This window comes from Hoylesella buccalis ATCC 35310, assembly GCF_025151385.1.
GTDB classification, from domain to species: domain Bacteria; phylum Bacteroidota; class Bacteroidia; order Bacteroidales; family Bacteroidaceae; genus Prevotella; species Prevotella buccalis.
On the sequence record NZ_CP102287.1, the window covers coordinates 894,611 to 912,631 of the forward strand.

Here is an 18,021-nt window from a genome sequence, read left to right on the forward strand (position 1 = left end):
GGTTTACCAATTCTTCTTCAGCTTCTTCTTGCCCGACTGCCGCATGGCTTTCTTCATGCGTTGCTGTGTGGCCTTTTCTTGCTGCGTGGCTGCATTTAAGAGTTGCTCCGCATTCTCCTTACTCATCCGATCTTTCGGCTTGTTCTTTTGCTGTTGTTGCTGATCCTGTTGCTTTTGCTGCTGATCATCTTTCTTCTGTTTATCCTTACCATTCTGATCGTCTTTCTTCTTTTGCTCGCCACCATTCTGCTTTTGATTCTTCTGTTGGCGTTTGCAAAGAGCCAGGTTGTAGCGCGTCTCGTTGTCATCCGGATTGTTACGAAGACTCTCTTTATAGGCTTCAATCGCCTCTCCATACATTTGATGATTCTGACAAATCACCCCAATGTTATGAAATATCTTCGCCTTTCTGGATTTACTGTTCTCCAACTTCCCCGCATTTTCATATTGCACAATCGCCGCAGAATCTTTCTGCTGCATCATCAGCGCACATCCAAGATTGTACAAAGCTTGTGGATTTTGACCATTTTGTGCAATGGCTTTACGATATTCAGCTTCTGCCTTGGCGTAATTTTGCGACCGATACAGCTTGTTGCCCGAGCGAATAAACTGCCGGTCACTCTGCGCATACACGTTTGTCGCACACAAAGCCATGACAAACAAGCCCAGCATATATCTGATTAATGTATTATTCATCCTTCTCTATTCTCCTTTTTTTTGAACAGCCGAACCTTACTCAGCATTGGATTTTTGCTTTCCAATATGCATATTTCAAGTATCAACAACAGGAGAGCCAGAATGGCAAAAGCCTGAAACTGCTCGTCATATTCACTATAAATGACACTGTTGGTTTCACCTTTCTGCAGTTTGGCCAGCTCGTCATTCAATTGCTTCTGCGCATCGCTCGTGTTGTCAACGTGTATGTAGGTTCCTTCACCAGCCTTAGCCACTTCTTGACACATCTTCTCGTTCAAGGCTGTCATGACGGTTTGTCCCCTATCATCAGTCATATAGCCGCCATCTGGTGTTGGAATGGGAGCGCCTTTGGTTTCACCTACACCTAATATATATACGTTGATGCCTTTCTTCCGAGCTTCTTCAGCAGCCTCCAACGCCTCGCCTTCATGGTCTTCACCGTCGGTAATCAAGATGATGGCACGCCCCACTTTATCTTGTTGCGTGAAGCTGCTCATGGACAAGCGGATGGCCTGTGCTATATTAGTGCCTTGGGTGGTGATGAGTGAGGGATCAGCATTCTGCAGAAACATCTTCGCACTAACGTAATCACTCGTAATGGGCAGTTGCACAAAGGCCTCTCCGGCAAACACCACAAGCCCTATTTTGTCGTTGGTAAAGTTGTCCACCAAGTTTTCTACCATCAGCTTACTCTTGGCCAATCTCGACGGAACCACGTCTTCTGCCATCATGGAGTTTGATATATCCAAGGCGATGATGGTTTCTATGCCTCTGCGTTTCTCGTTGGATATCTTCGACCCCATCTGTGGCCGTGCAAACATGATGATAAGCAAAGCCAGTGCAGCCTGCAACAACCAGAACTTGACAGACGGACGATACTTCGAGGTATCGGCCATCTGCAACTTCAAGAGTTCGGGGTCACCAAACTTCTTTAATTTCTGTCTTCTTCGGCGATAGCCCATAAAACGAACCAATGCCAATAGTGGAATCAGGACTAATAGCCAAAGATATATCGGGTCTTCAAATCTTACCATATACTTTCCGTATTCAACATATTATACAACTTATACAGCCGTCGTACGTTTTTCACGCGAACAAGTTTGACGAGTTGCGCCATAAAACCTTTAAGGAATACGACGCAAAACCGTATTTCTCAGCAGCAGTTCCAACAGCAAGCTGATGATGGCCGCTAAAGCGAATGGCTGAAAAGCTTCATAACGCTTGGAGAATTTCTTGACTTCCATCTTGGTTTTCTCCAACTTGTCTATATCGTTGTAAATCTGTTTCAATTCCTTGTTATTGGTTGCCCTGTAGAAGTTGCCTTCCGTCACAGCGGCGATGTCACTCAAGGTCTTTGAATCTATCTCCACCGGAATGTTCACATATTGTGTCGTCCCGCCCACATTCATGGGATAAGGAGCCACCTTGTTGGTTCCTACGCCAATGGTATACACCCTGATGCCCAAGCTCTGAGCAATCTGTGCACTGGTCATCGGCGAGATGTCACCCATGTTGTTGCTACCATCGGTGATGAGAATCACCACTTTACTCTTGGCCTTGGAGTCTTTCAAACGTGAAACAGCATTTGCCAATCCCATTCCCACGGCCGTACCATCAGAAATCAATCCACGCGCAGCGATGTCAGTACGAACATTTCGCAACAGGTTCAAGAGCGAGGCATGATCGGTTGTCATGGGGCATTGGGTGAACGATTCACCAGCAAATATCGTCAGTCCGATGTTGTCATTGGGCCTGCCAGAAATAAATTCGGCAGCAACATTCTTGGCCGCTTCCAATCTATTGGGCCTCAAGTCCTCTGCCAACATAGACGTAGAAACGTCCATGGCCAGCATGATATCAATACCTTCGACAGAACGCTGATCCCAAGAGTTGCGCGTTTGTGGCCGAGCCAGCACGCACACCACCAGGATGAAGGTGACGCACCGAAGCACCATAGGCAGATGAATCAGCCGCATTCGCCAGCTTTTGGGTGCGAACAGATAAGCATGCGTATCGCTCATTCGCATGGTTGGCTCACTCTTCTTGCGATAAAGGAAGTACCATACCACATAGGGAATGAGCAGCAACAGCAGTAGAAAATATTCTTTATTTACAAATTCCACGTTTCATTCATTTTAATGACATCACATCCGCTCCCAATCAAATCACCAGGAGATACACATGATAAATGACATAAACCAGCAGGCCCAGCACACCGATGCCTATGACCGCGAGTAGGGTCTTGATTGTCATTCTGTTTTTTTGCTTACGCCTGTCACTCTCATCAAGTTTAGGAACGATGCGTTCTTCGGTAGGCTGGCCCTCTATCTTTGTCTGATCAATGAAATTGATGGCATTGACAAGGTTCATGTCATTTTCATTGATAAGTGCCTCGTGCTTGGCGAATTTCACCAAATCGGCCGTTTCGAACAGTCCCTTCAACTCGTCCATCATCTTGCGGTCACCGTTTTGCTGCAAATGGTAGATGATTTCAGTGGTGGTCATCTCCATGGCGTTAAAGCCGAAACGTTCCTCGATGTACTTTCTCAACGTGTCAGTCAGCTCGGTATAGTAAGTCTTCTGATCGGTTGAAGTAGTCATCTTCTCCACTTTCAGCTTCTCGATAGCCGTAAGGGCTTTCTGGTGAGGAGGTATCTTCTTGACGATTTTAATTCGGGTAATGATGGGCTTGTTGTTCTTGAGTCTGAGGTAGAGATAAAATCCTGTGATACAGAGTACTAACATGAGGACGCTCATCCAAAAGATGGGACTCCATTCACTCCACAGGAAAGGATTATCCTGCACGTCCTTTGGTGGGAAAAACTGGTTGGGATGCAGCGTGTCCACATCCATGGTAACCACCTTCAACGCCAAGGTGCCACCCACATATTCCTTTCCATCAACCTTTACTTTTTGTCCGGGAATGGCATACAATTTTTCATCAAACGAGGTGATGGTGTATTTCTTAGACACCTTCACAAAGTGATTGTCCAATGCCATTGTATCGGCATCCGAAACATCTATGATTTCTACTCCCGGAACTAAATATTGCGAGGGTTTGAGGGATGGAAATTGAATCTTGGCACGCTCATGAGCCGTCACGTCAATGGTCATGTGAGCCTGCTGCCCAATGAAGATGCCAACCGAATCAATCTTTTGTTCGACGGCCGTTTGGGCAGACAAGCTTGTTTTGCACAAAAGGCAAAGCAAGATACCAACGATATATTTTATGTTTACATTCATTCTTATATGGTATTTACACACCAGATAGATGGTTCGCCCACCACAGACAAGCTTATTAAACGCCACGCTGTGCGAAAAGTCGCATCATGGCCTTCACATAGTCTTCGTCCGTTGCCACACTCGTCCAATCTACCCCACTTTTGGCAAACGTTTGCTTGAGTTGGGCATTGCGTTCCATCCAATAAGCCGTATGGGCGCGGCGCAGTTTGGCCGACGAGGTATCTATTATCATCTCATGCCCCGTCTCTGCGTCACATATTTTCATCAGGCCAATGTTTGGCAGGTTTTTGGCACGTGGGTCGTATATTTGCACGGCAACCATGTCGTGTTTATGGTTTGCAATATTCATGGCATGCTCGAAGCGATCGTATTCTTTGGCATCGTGACGGATGTAGAAGTCGCTTAACACGCAGGCCGTGCAGCGTCGTTTCATCATTCGCGTGAGGTATTCTATGGCCATGGCAACATCAGTCTTCTTGCTCTCTGGCTCAAAATCCAACATCTCGCGTATGATGTAGAGAATATGTTTGCGTCCTTTCTTGGGCGGGATATATTTCTCTATTCTGTCTGAAAAGAAGATTACACCAATCTTGTCATTGTTCTGTATGGCGCTAAAGGCAAGTGTGGCAGCAATCTCAGTGGCCATCTCTCTTTTGGTTTGCTTCTTAGTTCCAAAATCCAAAGAGCCGGAAACGTCGATGAGCAGCATCACCGTGAGCTCACGTTCCTCTTCAAACACCTTGATGTAGGGACGGTTAAAGCGGGCGGTGACATTCCAATCAATATCACGGACATCATCCCCAAACTGGTATTCTCTCACTTCCGAGAAAGCCATACCATGCCCTTTGAAGGCAGTATGATACTGCCCTGCAAAGATATTCTGACTCAGTCCGCGAGTCTTGATCTCAATTTTCCTTACCTTTTTTAAGATTTCACTTGTATCCATATTCTTCATCCAGTAGAACCATGCCCTTCAGGGTTGTTTCTCATCAGACGCGACTGTCTGTGCAAGTTGTTCCTCGTCCCGCTCTAGGGCACTTCTATCTTGTTGATGATTTTCGACACGATTTCCTCTGATGTCATGTTGCTGGCTTCTGCCTCGTACGACAATCCGATGCGATGACGCAGCACGTCGTGTGCCACCGCTCTCACATCTTCAGGAACAACGTATCCGCGATGTTTGATGAAAGCGTATGCGCGGGCAGCCTTGGCCAGGTTAATGGAGGCGCGCGGCGAACCGCCGAACGTAATCATGTCTTTCAGTTCAAGCAGTTGATAACGCTCGGGATATCGGGTAGCAAAAACGATGTCAGCGATATACTGTTCAATTTTTTCGTCGATATACACTTCGTTGACAATGGTACGAGCCTTGAGAATTTCCTCCGCAGTGGTCACGGGCGTGACCTGCGGCATGGCACCTTGAAGATTCTCACGGATGATGAGTTTCTCCTCTTCCAAGGTAGGATAATCAATGACCACCTTCAGCATGAAACGGTCTACCTGAGCTTCGGGGAGTTCATAAGTACCTTCTTGCTCAATGGGGTTCTGCGTGGCCATCACCAGGAACGGATTAGGTAACTTAAAGGTGTTTTCACCAATGGTCACCTGGTGTTCCTGCATGGCTTCCAGCAAAGCACTCTGCACCTTTGCTGGTGCTCGGTTAATCTCATCTGCCAAGACGAAGTTGGCGAACACCGGACCCTTTTTCACTTGAAACTTCTCTTCCTTCTGCGAATAAATCAGGGTACCAATCACGTCGGCAGGCAACAAGTCGGGTGTAAACTGAATTCGACTGTAGTCTGCTTCTATCAATTGGGCCAGCGTTTTGATGGCCAGTGTCTTGGCCAATCCAGGAACACCTTCCAACAAGATGTGTCCATCGCTGAGCAAGGAAATCAATAAAGAATCAACCAAATGTTTCTGACCGATGATGACTTGATCCATACCTCGAACAAGGTCGGTCACAAAACCGCTCTGTTGTTCTATCCGCATGTTTAACTCACGAATATCAATAGCTTCTGCCATAATTGTGTTGTTATTCAATTTTTAAACTGAACGCAAAAATACAACAATAATGACACAGAAGCGAAAGTTGTCTACCATTTTATATTTATTTTACCACTATATTTCAATATTTTAAGAACTTTTGGCCTTCATGCCTCGCAGGGGGATGATGATGTTCGGTAATGAATTTGTTAAATTTTTCTTAACAAATGATGCGCTGTGCTTCGCGTATTTTCCATGAAGACGTCCAAAGATGAAAATATCGCAAAAATGAGCGAAAAACGCAATACATTAGTTGTCACAACTTTACGATTTTCATAGTGATTTTCAAGGCGATTTATCGCTCGTTTACACTGCTAAAAAGGTACTTTAGTGCTGTTATACGATATCTTTTTCGCACCAAACGCATGCTTATTAAAGAGCAAACTCATACACTTTACAAGAACAACTCCATGCTTTTACACCCAGACAACATAAAACTTGATGATTTACTCCTTCTGTGCATCCCGAATGCCTATCATTTTTTTCTAGTTCAACATTTTGCAACAGCAAATTTATTGTCATTTTTTAGGACAATTTTCACAATACCATTGTGCGTCCAAGTTTTCTAGGTTGGCAGAAATAACGAAGATAGATGAAAGATGAAAACGGCAAAGCTGTCAACTATGGATGGTCCTGCACAAACGCAAGTAGAAGGGTGACATCCACCATTTGCAATCACTCGCATGGAATTTCTGCCATCAGCACATGAATGAAATATGCCGATAAGAAATTAACCAATTGTTCGTTTTTTTGCCAGGGTTATCGTACCTTTGTCCTTGGTGAGAACAGCATTGTTGAAAGTAGTGATGTTGATACTTCCCAGCCTCGCATTGCCACAGGAAGTATGGTCTGCAAAAAGTAAACTCGACACTTTGTTGCACCGTGTTTTCAGCTACCCACAAAACATCGAGATTAGGCGAGTTGCCGACACCACCAGCTATGCTTACATCAAGTCTTCGTTGCGTGTGAACAAGCGCAATGTATTCCTCATGGCCGTACCTACCATGTATGCGGTGGCCCATGGTGGCAGACGGGAATATGTACAAGAAAGTTTCAACGAAGTGTCGTTACTGCCTTCTGGCGACTTTACTACAAAAAAGCTGCTGTCACTGTCCACCATTCCCCACCGACACGTTGCCATGCCAACCTTGATGAGCTATCTCACGCCCAACATATATGACGTGACCATGATTGGTGAAAACATTCTTTCACCTTTCAACAAACAGAACAAAATATATTACAAATACAGCTTTGAGCAAGAATCTGACAGTGTTATCCGACTTAGGTTCAAGCCCAAGCTGAAAAACACGCTGCTGGTTAACGGGGTAGCCATCGTAACGCCCCATGACGGCCGCATCATACAAGTGAGGCTGGCGGGTGAATACGACATGATACAATTCAGGCTTTTCATCAAAATGGGTAGCGGTATCATGCAAGCTATACGCCCGGAGAAATGCAACTTGGATGCTCGTTTCCTGTTTCTGGGCAATGACATCAAAGCTCATTACACCATGGCTTACAATCTGCCCAAACCTGTTGATGACCACATGGAGGACGACCATGATATGAACAAGATGAAACAGTTGAGACCAGAGCCGCTCACCTCGTATGAAAAACTGATTTATGGCAGGATAGTGAAGGCAAGAGAAGCTGCCGAGAAGGACACTACAAAGCTTGACACACTTCCGACATTCAGCAGACGGATGAAGCTGAAAACCATTTTGTGGGACATGATTGGGGAAAATGTGCTGACGCATATCAATCAAAAATTCGGGCCAGACCAACAGGGATACTTTAGAATCAACCCCATCTTGAACCCGCTCTTCATGGGATACAGCAACAACCAAGGATTTTATTATAAGTTTAATATTCGCGGCGGATACAAGTTTACGAACAACAGTGACCTTTGGCTTCAGTTCAAGGCCGGTTATTCTTTCAAACTCAAACAGTTTTATTTTTGGACGCCACTCATCTATTATTTTGACAAACAACACAACGCATACCTGAAAACTACCCTATCCGGTGGTCGCCGTATCAAAAACAGAAGACTGGTAAACGAGCTGAACTTGGCCACCGACAACAATCCCATTTGGGAGGGTATGCAATTGGATGAGTTCAAAGATACTTATTGGGATTGCTTTGCCAATTATGACCTGTCCAAACACATTGGTTTCCAAGCCGGCTTGATTCTCCACCACCGTTCCGCCGTACACAAAGAGGGATTCGTCCTCATCAACAAGCCTAGGATGTATTCTTCTCTCGCCCCAAAGTTGCAAGTGCAGTATAGACCCTGGGGATATGCGGGTCCTACCCTGACCGCCAGCTACGAACAAAGCCTCAATAAGTTGGCGAACACCAACGTGCCGTACACGCGTTGGGAATTTGACGGTCAGTACATCTTGCCCTTGTGGAACGTGCAGAGCCTGTCCATGCGCTTGGGAGGCGGTTTTTATTCCCATCGCTCCAGCAATGATTACTTTGTGGATTTTGAGAACTTCAGACAGACGTTCCTCCCCGATGGATGGATAGACGATTGGTCAGGCGAGTTCGAACTGCTGGATTCAGACCTGTATAACTCATCTCATTATTATGCGAGAGCCAACTTCACATACGAGTCACCTTTCTTAATACTTGCCTGGGTGCCACTCGCGGGACATTTCATAGAGCGAGAAAGACTATATTTCAGTGCTTTACACGCAAAGCAGGCCCATCCTTACATCGAACTGGGTTATGCCTTCAAGACCCGCCTTGCCTCTGTTGGGGCGTTTGTTTCGACCATCAACGGCAAGTACAGGAACTTTGGATTCAAGTTTGGTTTCGAACTATTCAGACAATGGTAAAACTCAAAACATGACTGCAACGAACAACTTTTCAGACCAACAACCATCGCTCACGGTGTATAAAGCAAGTGCGGGAAGCGGCAAAACCTTCACACTGGCCACTGAGTACATGAAGCGGGTCATTGAGAACCCAGACGCCTACCGTTCCATCTTGGCTGTTACCTTTACCAACAAGGCAACGGAAGAAATGAAGATGCGCATTTTGAGCCAGTTATATGGCATCGCTCATGGCTTGCCCGACTCTGATAGTTATTTACACAAGATACAAGAATCCATCCCCTTTCCTAGCACTAAAATCCGTGAACGAGCGCAAAAGGCATTGGGACAGTTGTTGCACAATTACAATTATTTTAGGGTAGAGACCATAGATGCTTTCTTTCAAAGCGTGTTGAGAAACCTGGCAAGGGAACTTGATCTCACGGCAAATCTAAGAATTGAGCTGAGAGATAAGCAAGTGAAAGAGAAGGCAGTAGATGAGTTGATTGAAGAATTGCAGCCAAACGACAAACTCTTGAGATGGATATACGAATACATCCGGCAAAACATCTCTGACGACAAGTCATGGAATGTCATCGGAGAAATCAAGGATTTTGGCTCGAACATCTTTAAGGATGTGTATAAAGCGCATCGCGATGAGCTGGAAAGCGTACTGAGTCAAGACAACTTCTTTGTGCAATACACCAAACAATTGAGAAACATCCGAGATCGAGCATCAGCAGAATTCAGTAAAATGGGGGAAGCCTTCAACGAAACACTCGACCGACATCAGGCTTCCATCGATGATCTCAAGGGAGGGAAAAAAGGACCCGCAGGCTACTTCATCAAGCTCAGTTCAGGTAAATATGACGACGACAAGCTGTTCAACGCCACGGCACAGAAAGCTGCGGATGCACCGGAAGAGTGGTTGAGAAAGGGCGATCAAAAAGATGAGGGGTTGATGATGTTGGCTACAGAGCTCACCAACTTGTTGAACACCACAGAACAAAGACGAAGACAACTACTCGTTCCTTTCCGCACAGCAACACTCATCTTGCGACATCTCAACCAGCTAAGACTGCTCGGCAGCATTGAGAAAAAGGTAAGAGAGCTGAATGCCGACTCGAACAGCTTCTTACTCAGTGACACACAGTTGTTGCTCAACAAGCTTATTGAGGACAGCGACTCGCCCTTTATATTTGAAAAGATAGGCACACAACTCAAACACATCATGATTGATGAGTTTCAAGATACCAGCACCATCCAATGGCAAAACTTCAAGATTCTATTGAAAGAAGTCATCAGTCACGCTGATGGTACCGGTCTCATCGTGGGCGATGTCAAACAAAGCATCTATCGGTTCCGCTCTGGTGATTGGCGACTGTTGAACAACATTGAGCAGGAATTTCCATCACAAGGGCACCTACTCGAAACCCTTAAACTTGACGTAAACCGTCGATCGGAGAAGAACATCATTCATTTCAACAACACATTTTTCACGATTGTCGCACGAAAAGAGTATGAAGCACTGGCCACAGACAACCCTGAAGAAGCCGAACAAGTAAAGAAAGCGTACGAGGACGTGTGCCAAAAAGCGCCTGATGAGAAGAGCAGGACAGGCTTTGCCAACATCAAACTCTTTCCAAAAGAAGACTATGATAACCTGATGGTGAGTGAAATCGCACAAATCATCACCACGCTGATGGGGAAAGGAGTACGGCAAAAAGATATCGCCATCCTGGTTCGCAACAACAAAGAGATACCCACCATCGCTGATGCACTGATGGAAAGCATGCCGGAAATACGCCTGGTATCTGACGAAGCCTTCCGATTGGACTCATCCATTGCGGTCAATCTGTTGATAGATGCCATGCATTGTCTATTGCATCCGGAAGACAAAATCGCCTTGGCTAATCTATCAAAAGTATATCAAAAGCGAATACTTAACAACAAACTGGACGACAACGACTTATTCATTCAAGGGAAAGACGTTACGGATTGGCTTCCGAAAGAATTCACACAACAGGCCGATTCATTACTAACCTTACCACCAATCGATTTGGTTGAACGTTTGTTTGCTATCTTTCAACTCGACACACTAAAGGATCAAAGCGCGTACATCTGCGAGTTTTATGACTTGCTGAATCAATATTTGACTGACAACATCACTGGATTGGACAACTTTCTGGAGCAGTGGAACGAGACATTGCATGACAAAACCATTCAAAGTGATGGCTTTGATGGCATCAGAATACTGACCATTCACAAGAGTAAGGGACTGGAATTCGACCATGTCATCATTCCTTTCTGTGACTGGCAGCTTGAAAGAAGGTACACATTATGGTGCAAAACGGATGCTGAACCATTCTGTCAACTGCCGCTCATACCAATAGATTTCTCGGAGAAAAGCATGACAAACACTTTCTTCGAACCCGATTATCAGCACGAGCATCTGCAAAACATGGTTGACAACCTCAACCTACTCTACGTCGCTTTGACCAGAGCAGGCAAGAGTCTCTACATCCTTGGCCAGCGAAAGAGTGCCGGCAGGCGATCGAAGGTAATTGAAGAAAGTGTGGAAGAGATGCACAAAGCACTGTCGGGGAGCATTCTCACGGGCGACATAGATGATAAGAAGGACACCATCAGCCTGGAGTTTGGAACGCTATCCACGCCTAAAGACGAAACAAAGAGGGCTTCCGAAAACATCTTTCAGCAGCCTGTCAAGACGCTTAAGATAGAAATAGAGAGTTTTGACAACATGGTTGAATTCAGACAAAGCAACCAGAGCAAAGAGTTTGTCAATCAAGATGAGGAGCCAGATGACAGACAATCCAGCTACATCCAACTGGGAAACATCCTCCATCAGCTGTTTTCTCAAATCAAAACCGCTGACGATGTGGAAGCTGTATTGAAGCAATTAGAATTTGATGGCGTATTATACGATGACATTGTGACCCGAGAAAAACTGCAAGAGATGTTGAACAAGCGACTCAATCATCCCAAGGTTGCAAGCTGGTTCTCAGGCAAATGGAAACTATTTAACGAGTGCAGCATCTTGCATGTCAATCCTACGACAGGAGAAGTGATGACCCATCGCCCAGACAGGGTGATGACCGACGGACAACAGATGATTGTAGTTGACTTCAAGTTTGGGCAACCAAAGCCCCAACATATCAATCAAGTCTGGCAATACATGCAATTGTTGACCCAGATGGGTCATGCCCATGTGACAGGATACCTATGGTATGTTTATAGCAACAAGATTGAAGAAGTGATATGAAAAACAGCTTTTTAAAATATGTAGCCCAAGACTTGATTGCCAAGTTCGGGCAGGATTTATCCCGCGTGGCGGTCGTTTTTCCCAACAAGCGCGCGTCGCTTTTCATGAACGAGCAGCTGGCATGCCTGTCAGACCGCCCCATCTGGAGTCCGTTCTACATCACCATCAGCGACTTGTTTCGTCGGCATTCCCCCTTTACCGTCGGCGATTCCATCAAATTAATCTGTGATTTGCACAAATCATTCAATGCATGTACCGGAAGTGATGAAACGCTTGACAAGTTCTATGGATGGGGCCAACTGTTGCTCTCCGACTTTGATGACATTGACAAGAACATGGTTGATGCCGACAAAGTGTTTGCCAATCTTCGAGACATACACGAGTTTGATGACGTTTCTTACCTGTCTGAGGAGCAAAAAAAGATACTCCAAGCGTTTTTCAAGAGCTTTGATGAAGATCACGATACCGAACTCAAGCGTCGATTTCTCAATCTGTGGAGCCATTTCAAGGACATCTATCACGATTTCAACCAGCGCCTGTCAGTTCAGGGAATCGCCTACGAAGGCGCTCTCTATCGACAAGTGGCACAGAATGAGGACATCGAATTTGAATACGAACAATATGTCTTCGTGGGCTTCAACGTGCTGCAAAAAGTAGAACAAGCCCTCTTCAAACGACTGAAAGACATGGGTAAGGCCATGTTTTATTGGGACTTCGACCGCTATTACCTGACAGACGGCAAGCAAGAGGCCGGCCATTTCATCCGTCAATACCTGGATGTGTTCCCGAATGAGCTGGACAACCAGTCGGACGAGCTATACAAACAGTTCACACAACCGAAAGACATCACCTACCTATCGGCTCCCACTGAGAACATGCAAGCCCGCTACATCACCACTTGGCTGCGTGAGAAAGATCGCATTGACGCTGGCAAGAACACCGCCATCGTGATGTGCGACGAGCAGCTCTTGCAAACGGTAATCCACTGCATCCCACCAGAAGCGGGAAAAATCAACATCACAACGGGGTATCCGTTGGCACAATCGCCGGTGGCATCACTCATCAACGTCCTGCTGATGCTGCAAACCTCCGGCCACATCCTCAACACTGACAAATACCGATTGGCAGCCGTCAAGCGTGTGTTAAGACATCCGTACGCCCAGTATATTTCAGAGAATCACCAAACATTGCTAACACATCTCGAAACCGAGAAGCATTACTTTCCAACCCGCAGCGAGCTTTCCATGGACGACGGCCTGTCCCTTCTGTTCACAGACATAGATGACGACCCAACCAACTGCTTGCTTACCAAATGGATACTCAATATCCTCAAACGGATAGGACAGCAAGGAAGAGACAACGAAGACGCTTTTTTCCAGGAATCGGTGTTCAGAATGTACACCTTAATCAACCGACTGTCAGACCTAATCGCAGCCGGCGACCTCACCATTAACCTCACCACCTTCGAACGCCTCATGGCCCAACTCATTCAAGCCACCAACATCCCGTTCCACGGCGAGCCCGCGGAAGGCATCCAGGTGATGGGCGTATTGGAAACACGCAACCTCGATTTCGACCATCTGCTTGTGCTGTCGTGCAACGAGGGCAACATGCCAAAAGGGGTGAGCGACACGTCTTTCATCCCACATGCCTTGCGTGAAGCATACGGACTCACCACGGTGAAGCACAAAGTGGCCATCTATGCCTACCATTTTCACCGCTTGATACAGCGAGCCACCGACGTGACGCTTACCTATAACAATTCAACCGAGATTAGTCACACGGGCGAAATGAGCAGGTTCATGTTGCAGATGATGGTAGAAAATGGGCACTCCATCCAACGATACTCCATGCAGTGCGGGCAAAGCATGGAGACGCATGGGCCGGAAGTGATTGAGAAAAGCGAACAGGTGATGCAGGTTTTGAACCAGCTGGAGCAGCTCTCTCCCACCGCCATCAACCGCTATCTGCGATGTCCGTTGCAATTTTATTACAACATCCTCGCAGGATTGAAGGAGCCAGAGGCTGAGGATGCCGTTGACAACCGCATGTTCGGCAACATTTTTCACCGCAGCGCAGAACTGATTTATACCCATCTGAAGGTGAAAAACCAACGCATACAAGCCAGCGACATCCATGACTTACGGACGAAAGGAAAGCGCATAGAACAGTTTGTAGACCAAGCTTTTAACGAAGAATTGTTCAACGTAAGCAACAAGGGCTACCGACCCGAGTACAATGGTCTGCAACTCATCAACCGAAGGGTCATCATCGACTACCTCAACCGCTTGCTGCAAATTGATGAAAAGCTGGCACCCTTCGTCATCAAGTCGTTGGAAGAGAAGGTTAGTTCTACCCTCACTTTCGAGACAGCGCAAGGCTCCCACTCATTGTCCATCGGTGGTTACATCGACCGATTGGACGAGATTGTCAATCCCGACGGCACGCATCGCATACGGGTCATCGACTACAAAACAGGCAAATCCATGACATCGACGCCCGTTGACGTGGATGACATCTTTACCGATGAAAAGCTTTCAGAAAAGCACAAGGACTATTATCTACAAACCTTCTTATACGCTTCTATCGTCAAGCACCATCCCCAGCTCAATCCTGCACAGCTACCAGTAAGTCCGGCACTGCTCTTTATCCAACAAACCGCTGGTGAAGACTACGATCCGACACTGCTTTTAGAGAAAGAAAAGGTGCTGGACATTGGGGAGCATGATGCGAAATTCAAGGAAAATTTGCAGCAATTACTGAGCGAAATCTACAATCCATCCATCCCCTTCGCACCCACCAGCGAACTGAAACGATGCACCTATTGTGCCTATCGCCAGCTTTGCGACCGTAACGTACCAGCAACGTCGAAAGGTTAGCAACTCCGTAAGTCGATAAATTGGGGTGCGGCAAGCCTAAAGTGATACACCCACTTCAGATGCGTGAGGCCGCATTTCAACCACCCTCATCATACAAAAACAGAGGATTTTACCGCAGCGGAACATCATTCCTGGGCTTTTTGAACGGAGTTATCAAATAAATGATTAAATTTGTCAGTCATTCAATTCAATAAGTCAACCACAAAACAACATACAAAATGAGATTAAACGGACGAAGAGAAAGCAACAACGTAGAAGACCGGCGGCGCATGGGAAGAGGCGCAAAGGCGGGCATCGGAGGCTTAGGAGCCATTGTCGTGATTGCCCTGATGACATTCATGTCGGGCGGAAACCTCGGTGACGTGATAGGAAACGTCATCCAGCAAGGCGCACTGAACGGCTTGCAAGAAGAGCGTGCCCCACAACAACGGGAATTCACGGCAGAAGAGGAAGAGCTGGCAAAGTTTTCCAGACAGATACTCGCAGGCACGGAAGACGTATGGACAAAGGTATTTCAGCAGATGGGACGCAAATACACTCCTCCTACATTGGTGTTGTATACGGGTGGCGTACAGAGTGCTTGTGGCTCGGCGACATCGGCAGTAGGACCGTTTTATTGTTCGGGTGATCAAAAGCTGTACCTTGACCTTTCGTTCTTCACCACTATGAAACGCCAATTGGGAGCCAGCGGCGACTTTGCCTACGCCTACGTCATCGCGCATGAGGTGGGCCACCATGTGGAGCATTTGCTGGGCATCTTGTCAGAAGGACATAGCATGATGAGCCGTATGAGCAAGGCTGAAGCCAACAAGGTGAGCGTACGCTTGGAGCTTTTGGCCGACTATTACGCCGGCGTGTGGGCCCATTATGACGACGCGGAATACCATTCGTTGGAAGACGGCGACATTGAAGAGGCCATCAACTGTGCCGAAAAAATAGGTGACAATTACCTGCAAGAAAAGGCACAGGGATACAGTCAGCCAGAGTTGTTCACCCACGGAACCAGCGCACAGCGCATGAAATGGTTGAAGTTGGGAATTGAAAAAGGCGACATGAGTATCAACACCTTCAATGTAAGCGAAAGTGACTTGTAAAGAGTGAGTTAAAACGAAGAGCCACACTGTTCTTCGTTTTATTTTTCTATCAATCTGCTCCTCGATTTGAATAGCATTGAGTTTGACGTCCAATCTCTATCACTTTGGACACCAAACCCAATGACTTTAAGCACCAAACTCAATGCTATTGAAAAACCACTTTGCATGAATGGAAAGAACGCATGATGCAGAAAGGTGATAAACACACTCGCAATCACCTTTTAAAAGGAAAAGTATCACAACCTTAAAGCGCTGTATTGAAGATGGTTACTTCATTTTGTTCAACTCTTCATAAATGCGCTGAACGGGCAATCCCATGACGTTGAAGTAACTACCTTCCAGCTTGGTTACACCAATATAGCCAATCCATTCTTGTATACCATAGGAACCTGCTTTGTCGAAAGGCTGGTATTTCTCGATGTAGTAATCTATCTCAGCATCCGAAAGTTCTTTAAACGTCACGTTTGTCACCACCGAAAAGGCACGCTGCTCCGATGCCGTTTTCAGACAAACGCCCGTTACCACTTGATGCGTCTTGCCACTCAACTCTCTTAACATGCGTCGGGCATGGTCGGCATCCACAGGCTTACCCATGACATGTCGGCCCAGCACGACCACCGTATCGGCTGTAATCAACAGCTCGTCTTGAGCCATTTCGTAGGCAGCAGCCTTTTTTTGTGCGATAAACTTGGGTATCTCAACCGTGTCTAAATCGGCTGGATAATCCTCGGGAATTCCCTCTTTCACCTTAACCTCAAAGCTCACATCAAGTCCCCGCAGCAACTCTTGGCGCCGTGGAGAATGTGAAGCCAGAATGATTTTGTATGGTTTAATCATCAGAATAGTTAAAAATCTCTGGGACAAAGTTAATCAAATTCACTGAAACATTGTTTTTTTCAGAAAACATTTCGTATTTTTGTCCTATGGACAACATCAAGGTCAGCATCATTTCCAAGAGCTCTGAATTGCCACCGATAACCTGCAACAACTTTTTTCACAGCACGGAGCTGTTCCGGATAGCCGAGCATACATCCGGTCAAACGCCTTACATGGTTGTTGCACAAGACCCTTCAGGCAAGTGTGTCGCTCACATGTTGGCGCTGCTGAGATGGCATGGCTCCTGGATTCCACCTTTTATATATAAGCAAGGGAGAGTTTACGGCGAGGGAGAATATGAGGACAGCTGTGAGAACAAGGAACAAGTGTTTGGGCTGATGCTGCATGAAATCAACCGTTTCTTCAGGCGCAAGCTCGCGCTATACACAGAGTTCAGCGCGTTGAGCCAGAAGATGTTTGGCTATCAGTACTTCAGACAGAACAAGTACTTCCCCATGAACTGGCAAGAGATTCATAATTCGCTGCACAGTATGCCGCCAGAAAACAGGTTGAGCAAGAAGGCCTTGAAACGTATCGCACACGCTGAATCTGCCGGAGTGACGACGAGTGAGGTGGCTACCACGGAAGAACTCCAACTATTTTACAATCACCTGAAAAATCACTTCAGAAGCAAAATCAAGAGATTCATCCCTTCTGAAGAGATGTTTACGAAGTTGTATCAGAATCAACACACCAAGACATTCATCACACAGTACAAAAACAAGCTGATTGGCGGATGCACCATTATCCTTTCACAAGGAAACGCTTATCTGTGGTATCTGGCATCCAAGCGCAAGACTTTCTACCCCCTGCACCCCGACACGGTCACGGTATGGAACGCCATTAAGTATGCACACGCCAATCATTGCGCGCATTTCTACTTCCTCTACGCTGGCTTACCATTTAAGAAGAGTCAGTTCAGAGAGTTCATCCTCAGGTTCGGAGGCAAGCCAGTGACCAAATACCGCTGGTTCAGGATATACATACCGTGGGTGAATCGTGTATTTTCTTGGCTCTATCGGCAATGAGATTGATGCCGAGACGAGGCACCTCTTGATAGTAAGACATCAGGATTGGATGGCGATGCT

Annotated in this window: 12 protein-coding genes; 5 read left to right on the forward strand and 7 right to left on the reverse strand. The window is 46.3% G+C overall.

Going from position 1 to position 18,021, the window contains the following annotated elements; genetic code table 11:
• Positions 1-3: 3 nt before the first annotated feature.
• From NQ518_RS03830 to NQ518_RS03855, 6 genes are all read right to left on the reverse strand, one after another.
• A complete protein-coding gene (locus NQ518_RS03830; RefSeq protein ID WP_227960831.1) occupies positions 4-696 on the reverse strand; it encodes a tetratricopeptide repeat protein in 693 nt (230 codons plus the stop codon).
• A complete protein-coding gene (locus NQ518_RS03835; protein WP_227960829.1) occupies positions 693-1,730 on the reverse strand; it encodes a VWA domain-containing protein in 1,038 nt (345 codons plus the stop codon). Before NQ518_RS03835 ends, NQ518_RS03830 begins: the two co-directional genes overlap by 4 nt.
• A 90-nt stretch (positions 1,731-1,820) precedes the next feature.
• The gene (locus NQ518_RS03840) at positions 1,821-2,819 is read right to left on the reverse strand and encodes a vWA domain-containing protein (protein ID WP_227960827.1); all 999 of its coding nucleotides are present in this window, start codon (positions 2,817-2,819) and stop codon (positions 1,821-1,823) included.
• 37 nt (positions 2,820-2,856) lie between these two features.
• A complete protein-coding gene (locus NQ518_RS03845) occupies positions 2,857-3,939 on the reverse strand; it encodes a hypothetical protein (RefSeq protein WP_227960826.1) in 1,083 nt (360 codons plus the stop codon).
• A 55-nt stretch (positions 3,940-3,994) separates the two neighbouring features.
• A complete protein-coding gene (locus NQ518_RS03850) occupies positions 3,995-4,885 on the reverse strand; it encodes a DUF58 domain-containing protein (protein WP_227960824.1) in 891 nt (296 codons plus the stop codon).
• Between the two features lie 83 nt (positions 4,886-4,968).
• The gene (locus tag NQ518_RS03855) at positions 4,969-5,964 is read right to left on the reverse strand and encodes an AAA family ATPase (protein ID WP_227960822.1); all 996 of its coding nucleotides are present in this window, start codon (positions 5,962-5,964) and stop codon (positions 4,969-4,971) included.
• Positions 5,965-6,764: 800 nt separating this feature from the next.
• On the opposite strand from NQ518_RS03855, the gene NQ518_RS03860 reads away from it, so the two are divergent.
• The 4 genes from NQ518_RS03860 to ypfJ all read left to right on the forward strand — a co-directional run bounded on the left by NQ518_RS03860 (position 6,765) and on the right by ypfJ (position 16,057).
• A complete protein-coding gene (locus tag NQ518_RS03860; RefSeq protein ID WP_227960821.1) occupies positions 6,765-8,825 on the forward strand; it encodes a DUF5686 family protein in 2,061 nt (686 codons plus the stop codon).
• Between the two features lie 10 nt (positions 8,826-8,835).
• Positions 8,836-12,084: a UvrD-helicase domain-containing protein gene (locus tag NQ518_RS03865; RefSeq protein WP_227960819.1), complete on the forward strand. Its 3,249-nt coding sequence runs from the start codon at positions 8,836-8,838 to the stop codon at positions 12,082-12,084.
• The gene (locus NQ518_RS03870) at positions 12,081-14,963 is read left to right on the forward strand and encodes a PD-(D/E)XK nuclease family protein (protein WP_227960817.1); all 2,883 of its coding nucleotides are present in this window, start codon (positions 12,081-12,083) and stop codon (positions 14,961-14,963) included. Before NQ518_RS03865 ends, NQ518_RS03870 begins: the two co-directional genes overlap by 4 nt.
• Positions 14,964-15,181: 218 nt before the next feature.
• Positions 15,182-16,057 carry a KPN_02809 family neutral zinc metallopeptidase gene (ypfJ, locus tag NQ518_RS03875; RefSeq protein WP_227205777.1) on the forward strand — a complete coding sequence of 292 codons (876 nt, stop codon included), beginning with the start codon at positions 15,182-15,184 and terminating at the stop codon, positions 16,055-16,057.
• A gap of 267 nt (positions 16,058-16,324) precedes the next feature.
• On the opposite strand, the gene NQ518_RS03880 is transcribed toward ypfJ, so the two are convergent.
• Entirely contained in the window at positions 16,325-16,894 is a 570-nt protein-coding gene (locus NQ518_RS03880; RefSeq protein WP_227205779.1) for a Maf-like protein, read from the reverse strand.
• Positions 16,895-16,980: 86 nt separating this feature from the next.
• Between NQ518_RS03880 and NQ518_RS03885 the strand changes: the two genes are divergently transcribed.
• Positions 16,981-17,961 (forward strand): GNAT family N-acetyltransferase, encoded by a 981-nt coding sequence (locus NQ518_RS03885; protein ID WP_227205781.1) that lies wholly within the window; start codon positions 16,981-16,983, stop codon positions 17,959-17,961.
• Positions 17,962-18,021: the final 60 nt, after the last annotated feature.

What these genes read in the sequence shown, in the direction of transcription:
- NQ518_RS03870 (WP_227960817.1), top strand. Translation starts at nt 12,081, where the DNA reads ATGAAAAACAGCTTTTTAAAATATGTAGCCCAAGACTTGATTGCCAAG.
- NQ518_RS03845 (WP_227960826.1), bottom strand. Translation starts at nt 3,939, where the DNA reads ATGAATGTAAACATAAAATATATCGTTGGTATCTTGCTTTGCCTTTTG.
- ypfJ (WP_227205777.1), top strand. Translation starts at nt 15,182, where the DNA reads ATGAGATTAAACGGACGAAGAGAAAGCAACAACGTAGAAGACCGGCGG.
- NQ518_RS03850 (WP_227960824.1), bottom strand. Translation starts at nt 4,885, where the DNA reads ATGGATACAAGTGAAATCTTAAAAAAGGTAAGGAAAATTGAGATCAAG.
- NQ518_RS03855 (WP_227960822.1), bottom strand. Translation starts at nt 5,964, where the DNA reads ATGGCAGAAGCTATTGATATTCGTGAGTTAAACATGCGGATAGAACAA.
- NQ518_RS03835 (WP_227960829.1), bottom strand. Translation starts at nt 1,730, where the DNA reads ATGGTAAGATTTGAAGACCCGATATATCTTTGGCTATTAGTCCTGATT.
- NQ518_RS03865 (WP_227960819.1), top strand. Translation starts at nt 8,836, where the DNA reads ATGACTGCAACGAACAACTTTTCAGACCAACAACCATCGCTCACGGTG.
- NQ518_RS03830 (WP_227960831.1), bottom strand. Translation starts at nt 696, where the DNA reads ATGAATAATACATTAATCAGATATATGCTGGGCTTGTTTGTCATGGCT.
- NQ518_RS03885 (WP_227205781.1), top strand. Translation starts at nt 16,981, where the DNA reads ATGGACAACATCAAGGTCAGCATCATTTCCAAGAGCTCTGAATTGCCA.
- NQ518_RS03880 (WP_227205779.1), bottom strand. Translation starts at nt 16,894, where the DNA reads ATGATTAAACCATACAAAATCATTCTGGCTTCACATTCTCCACGGCGC.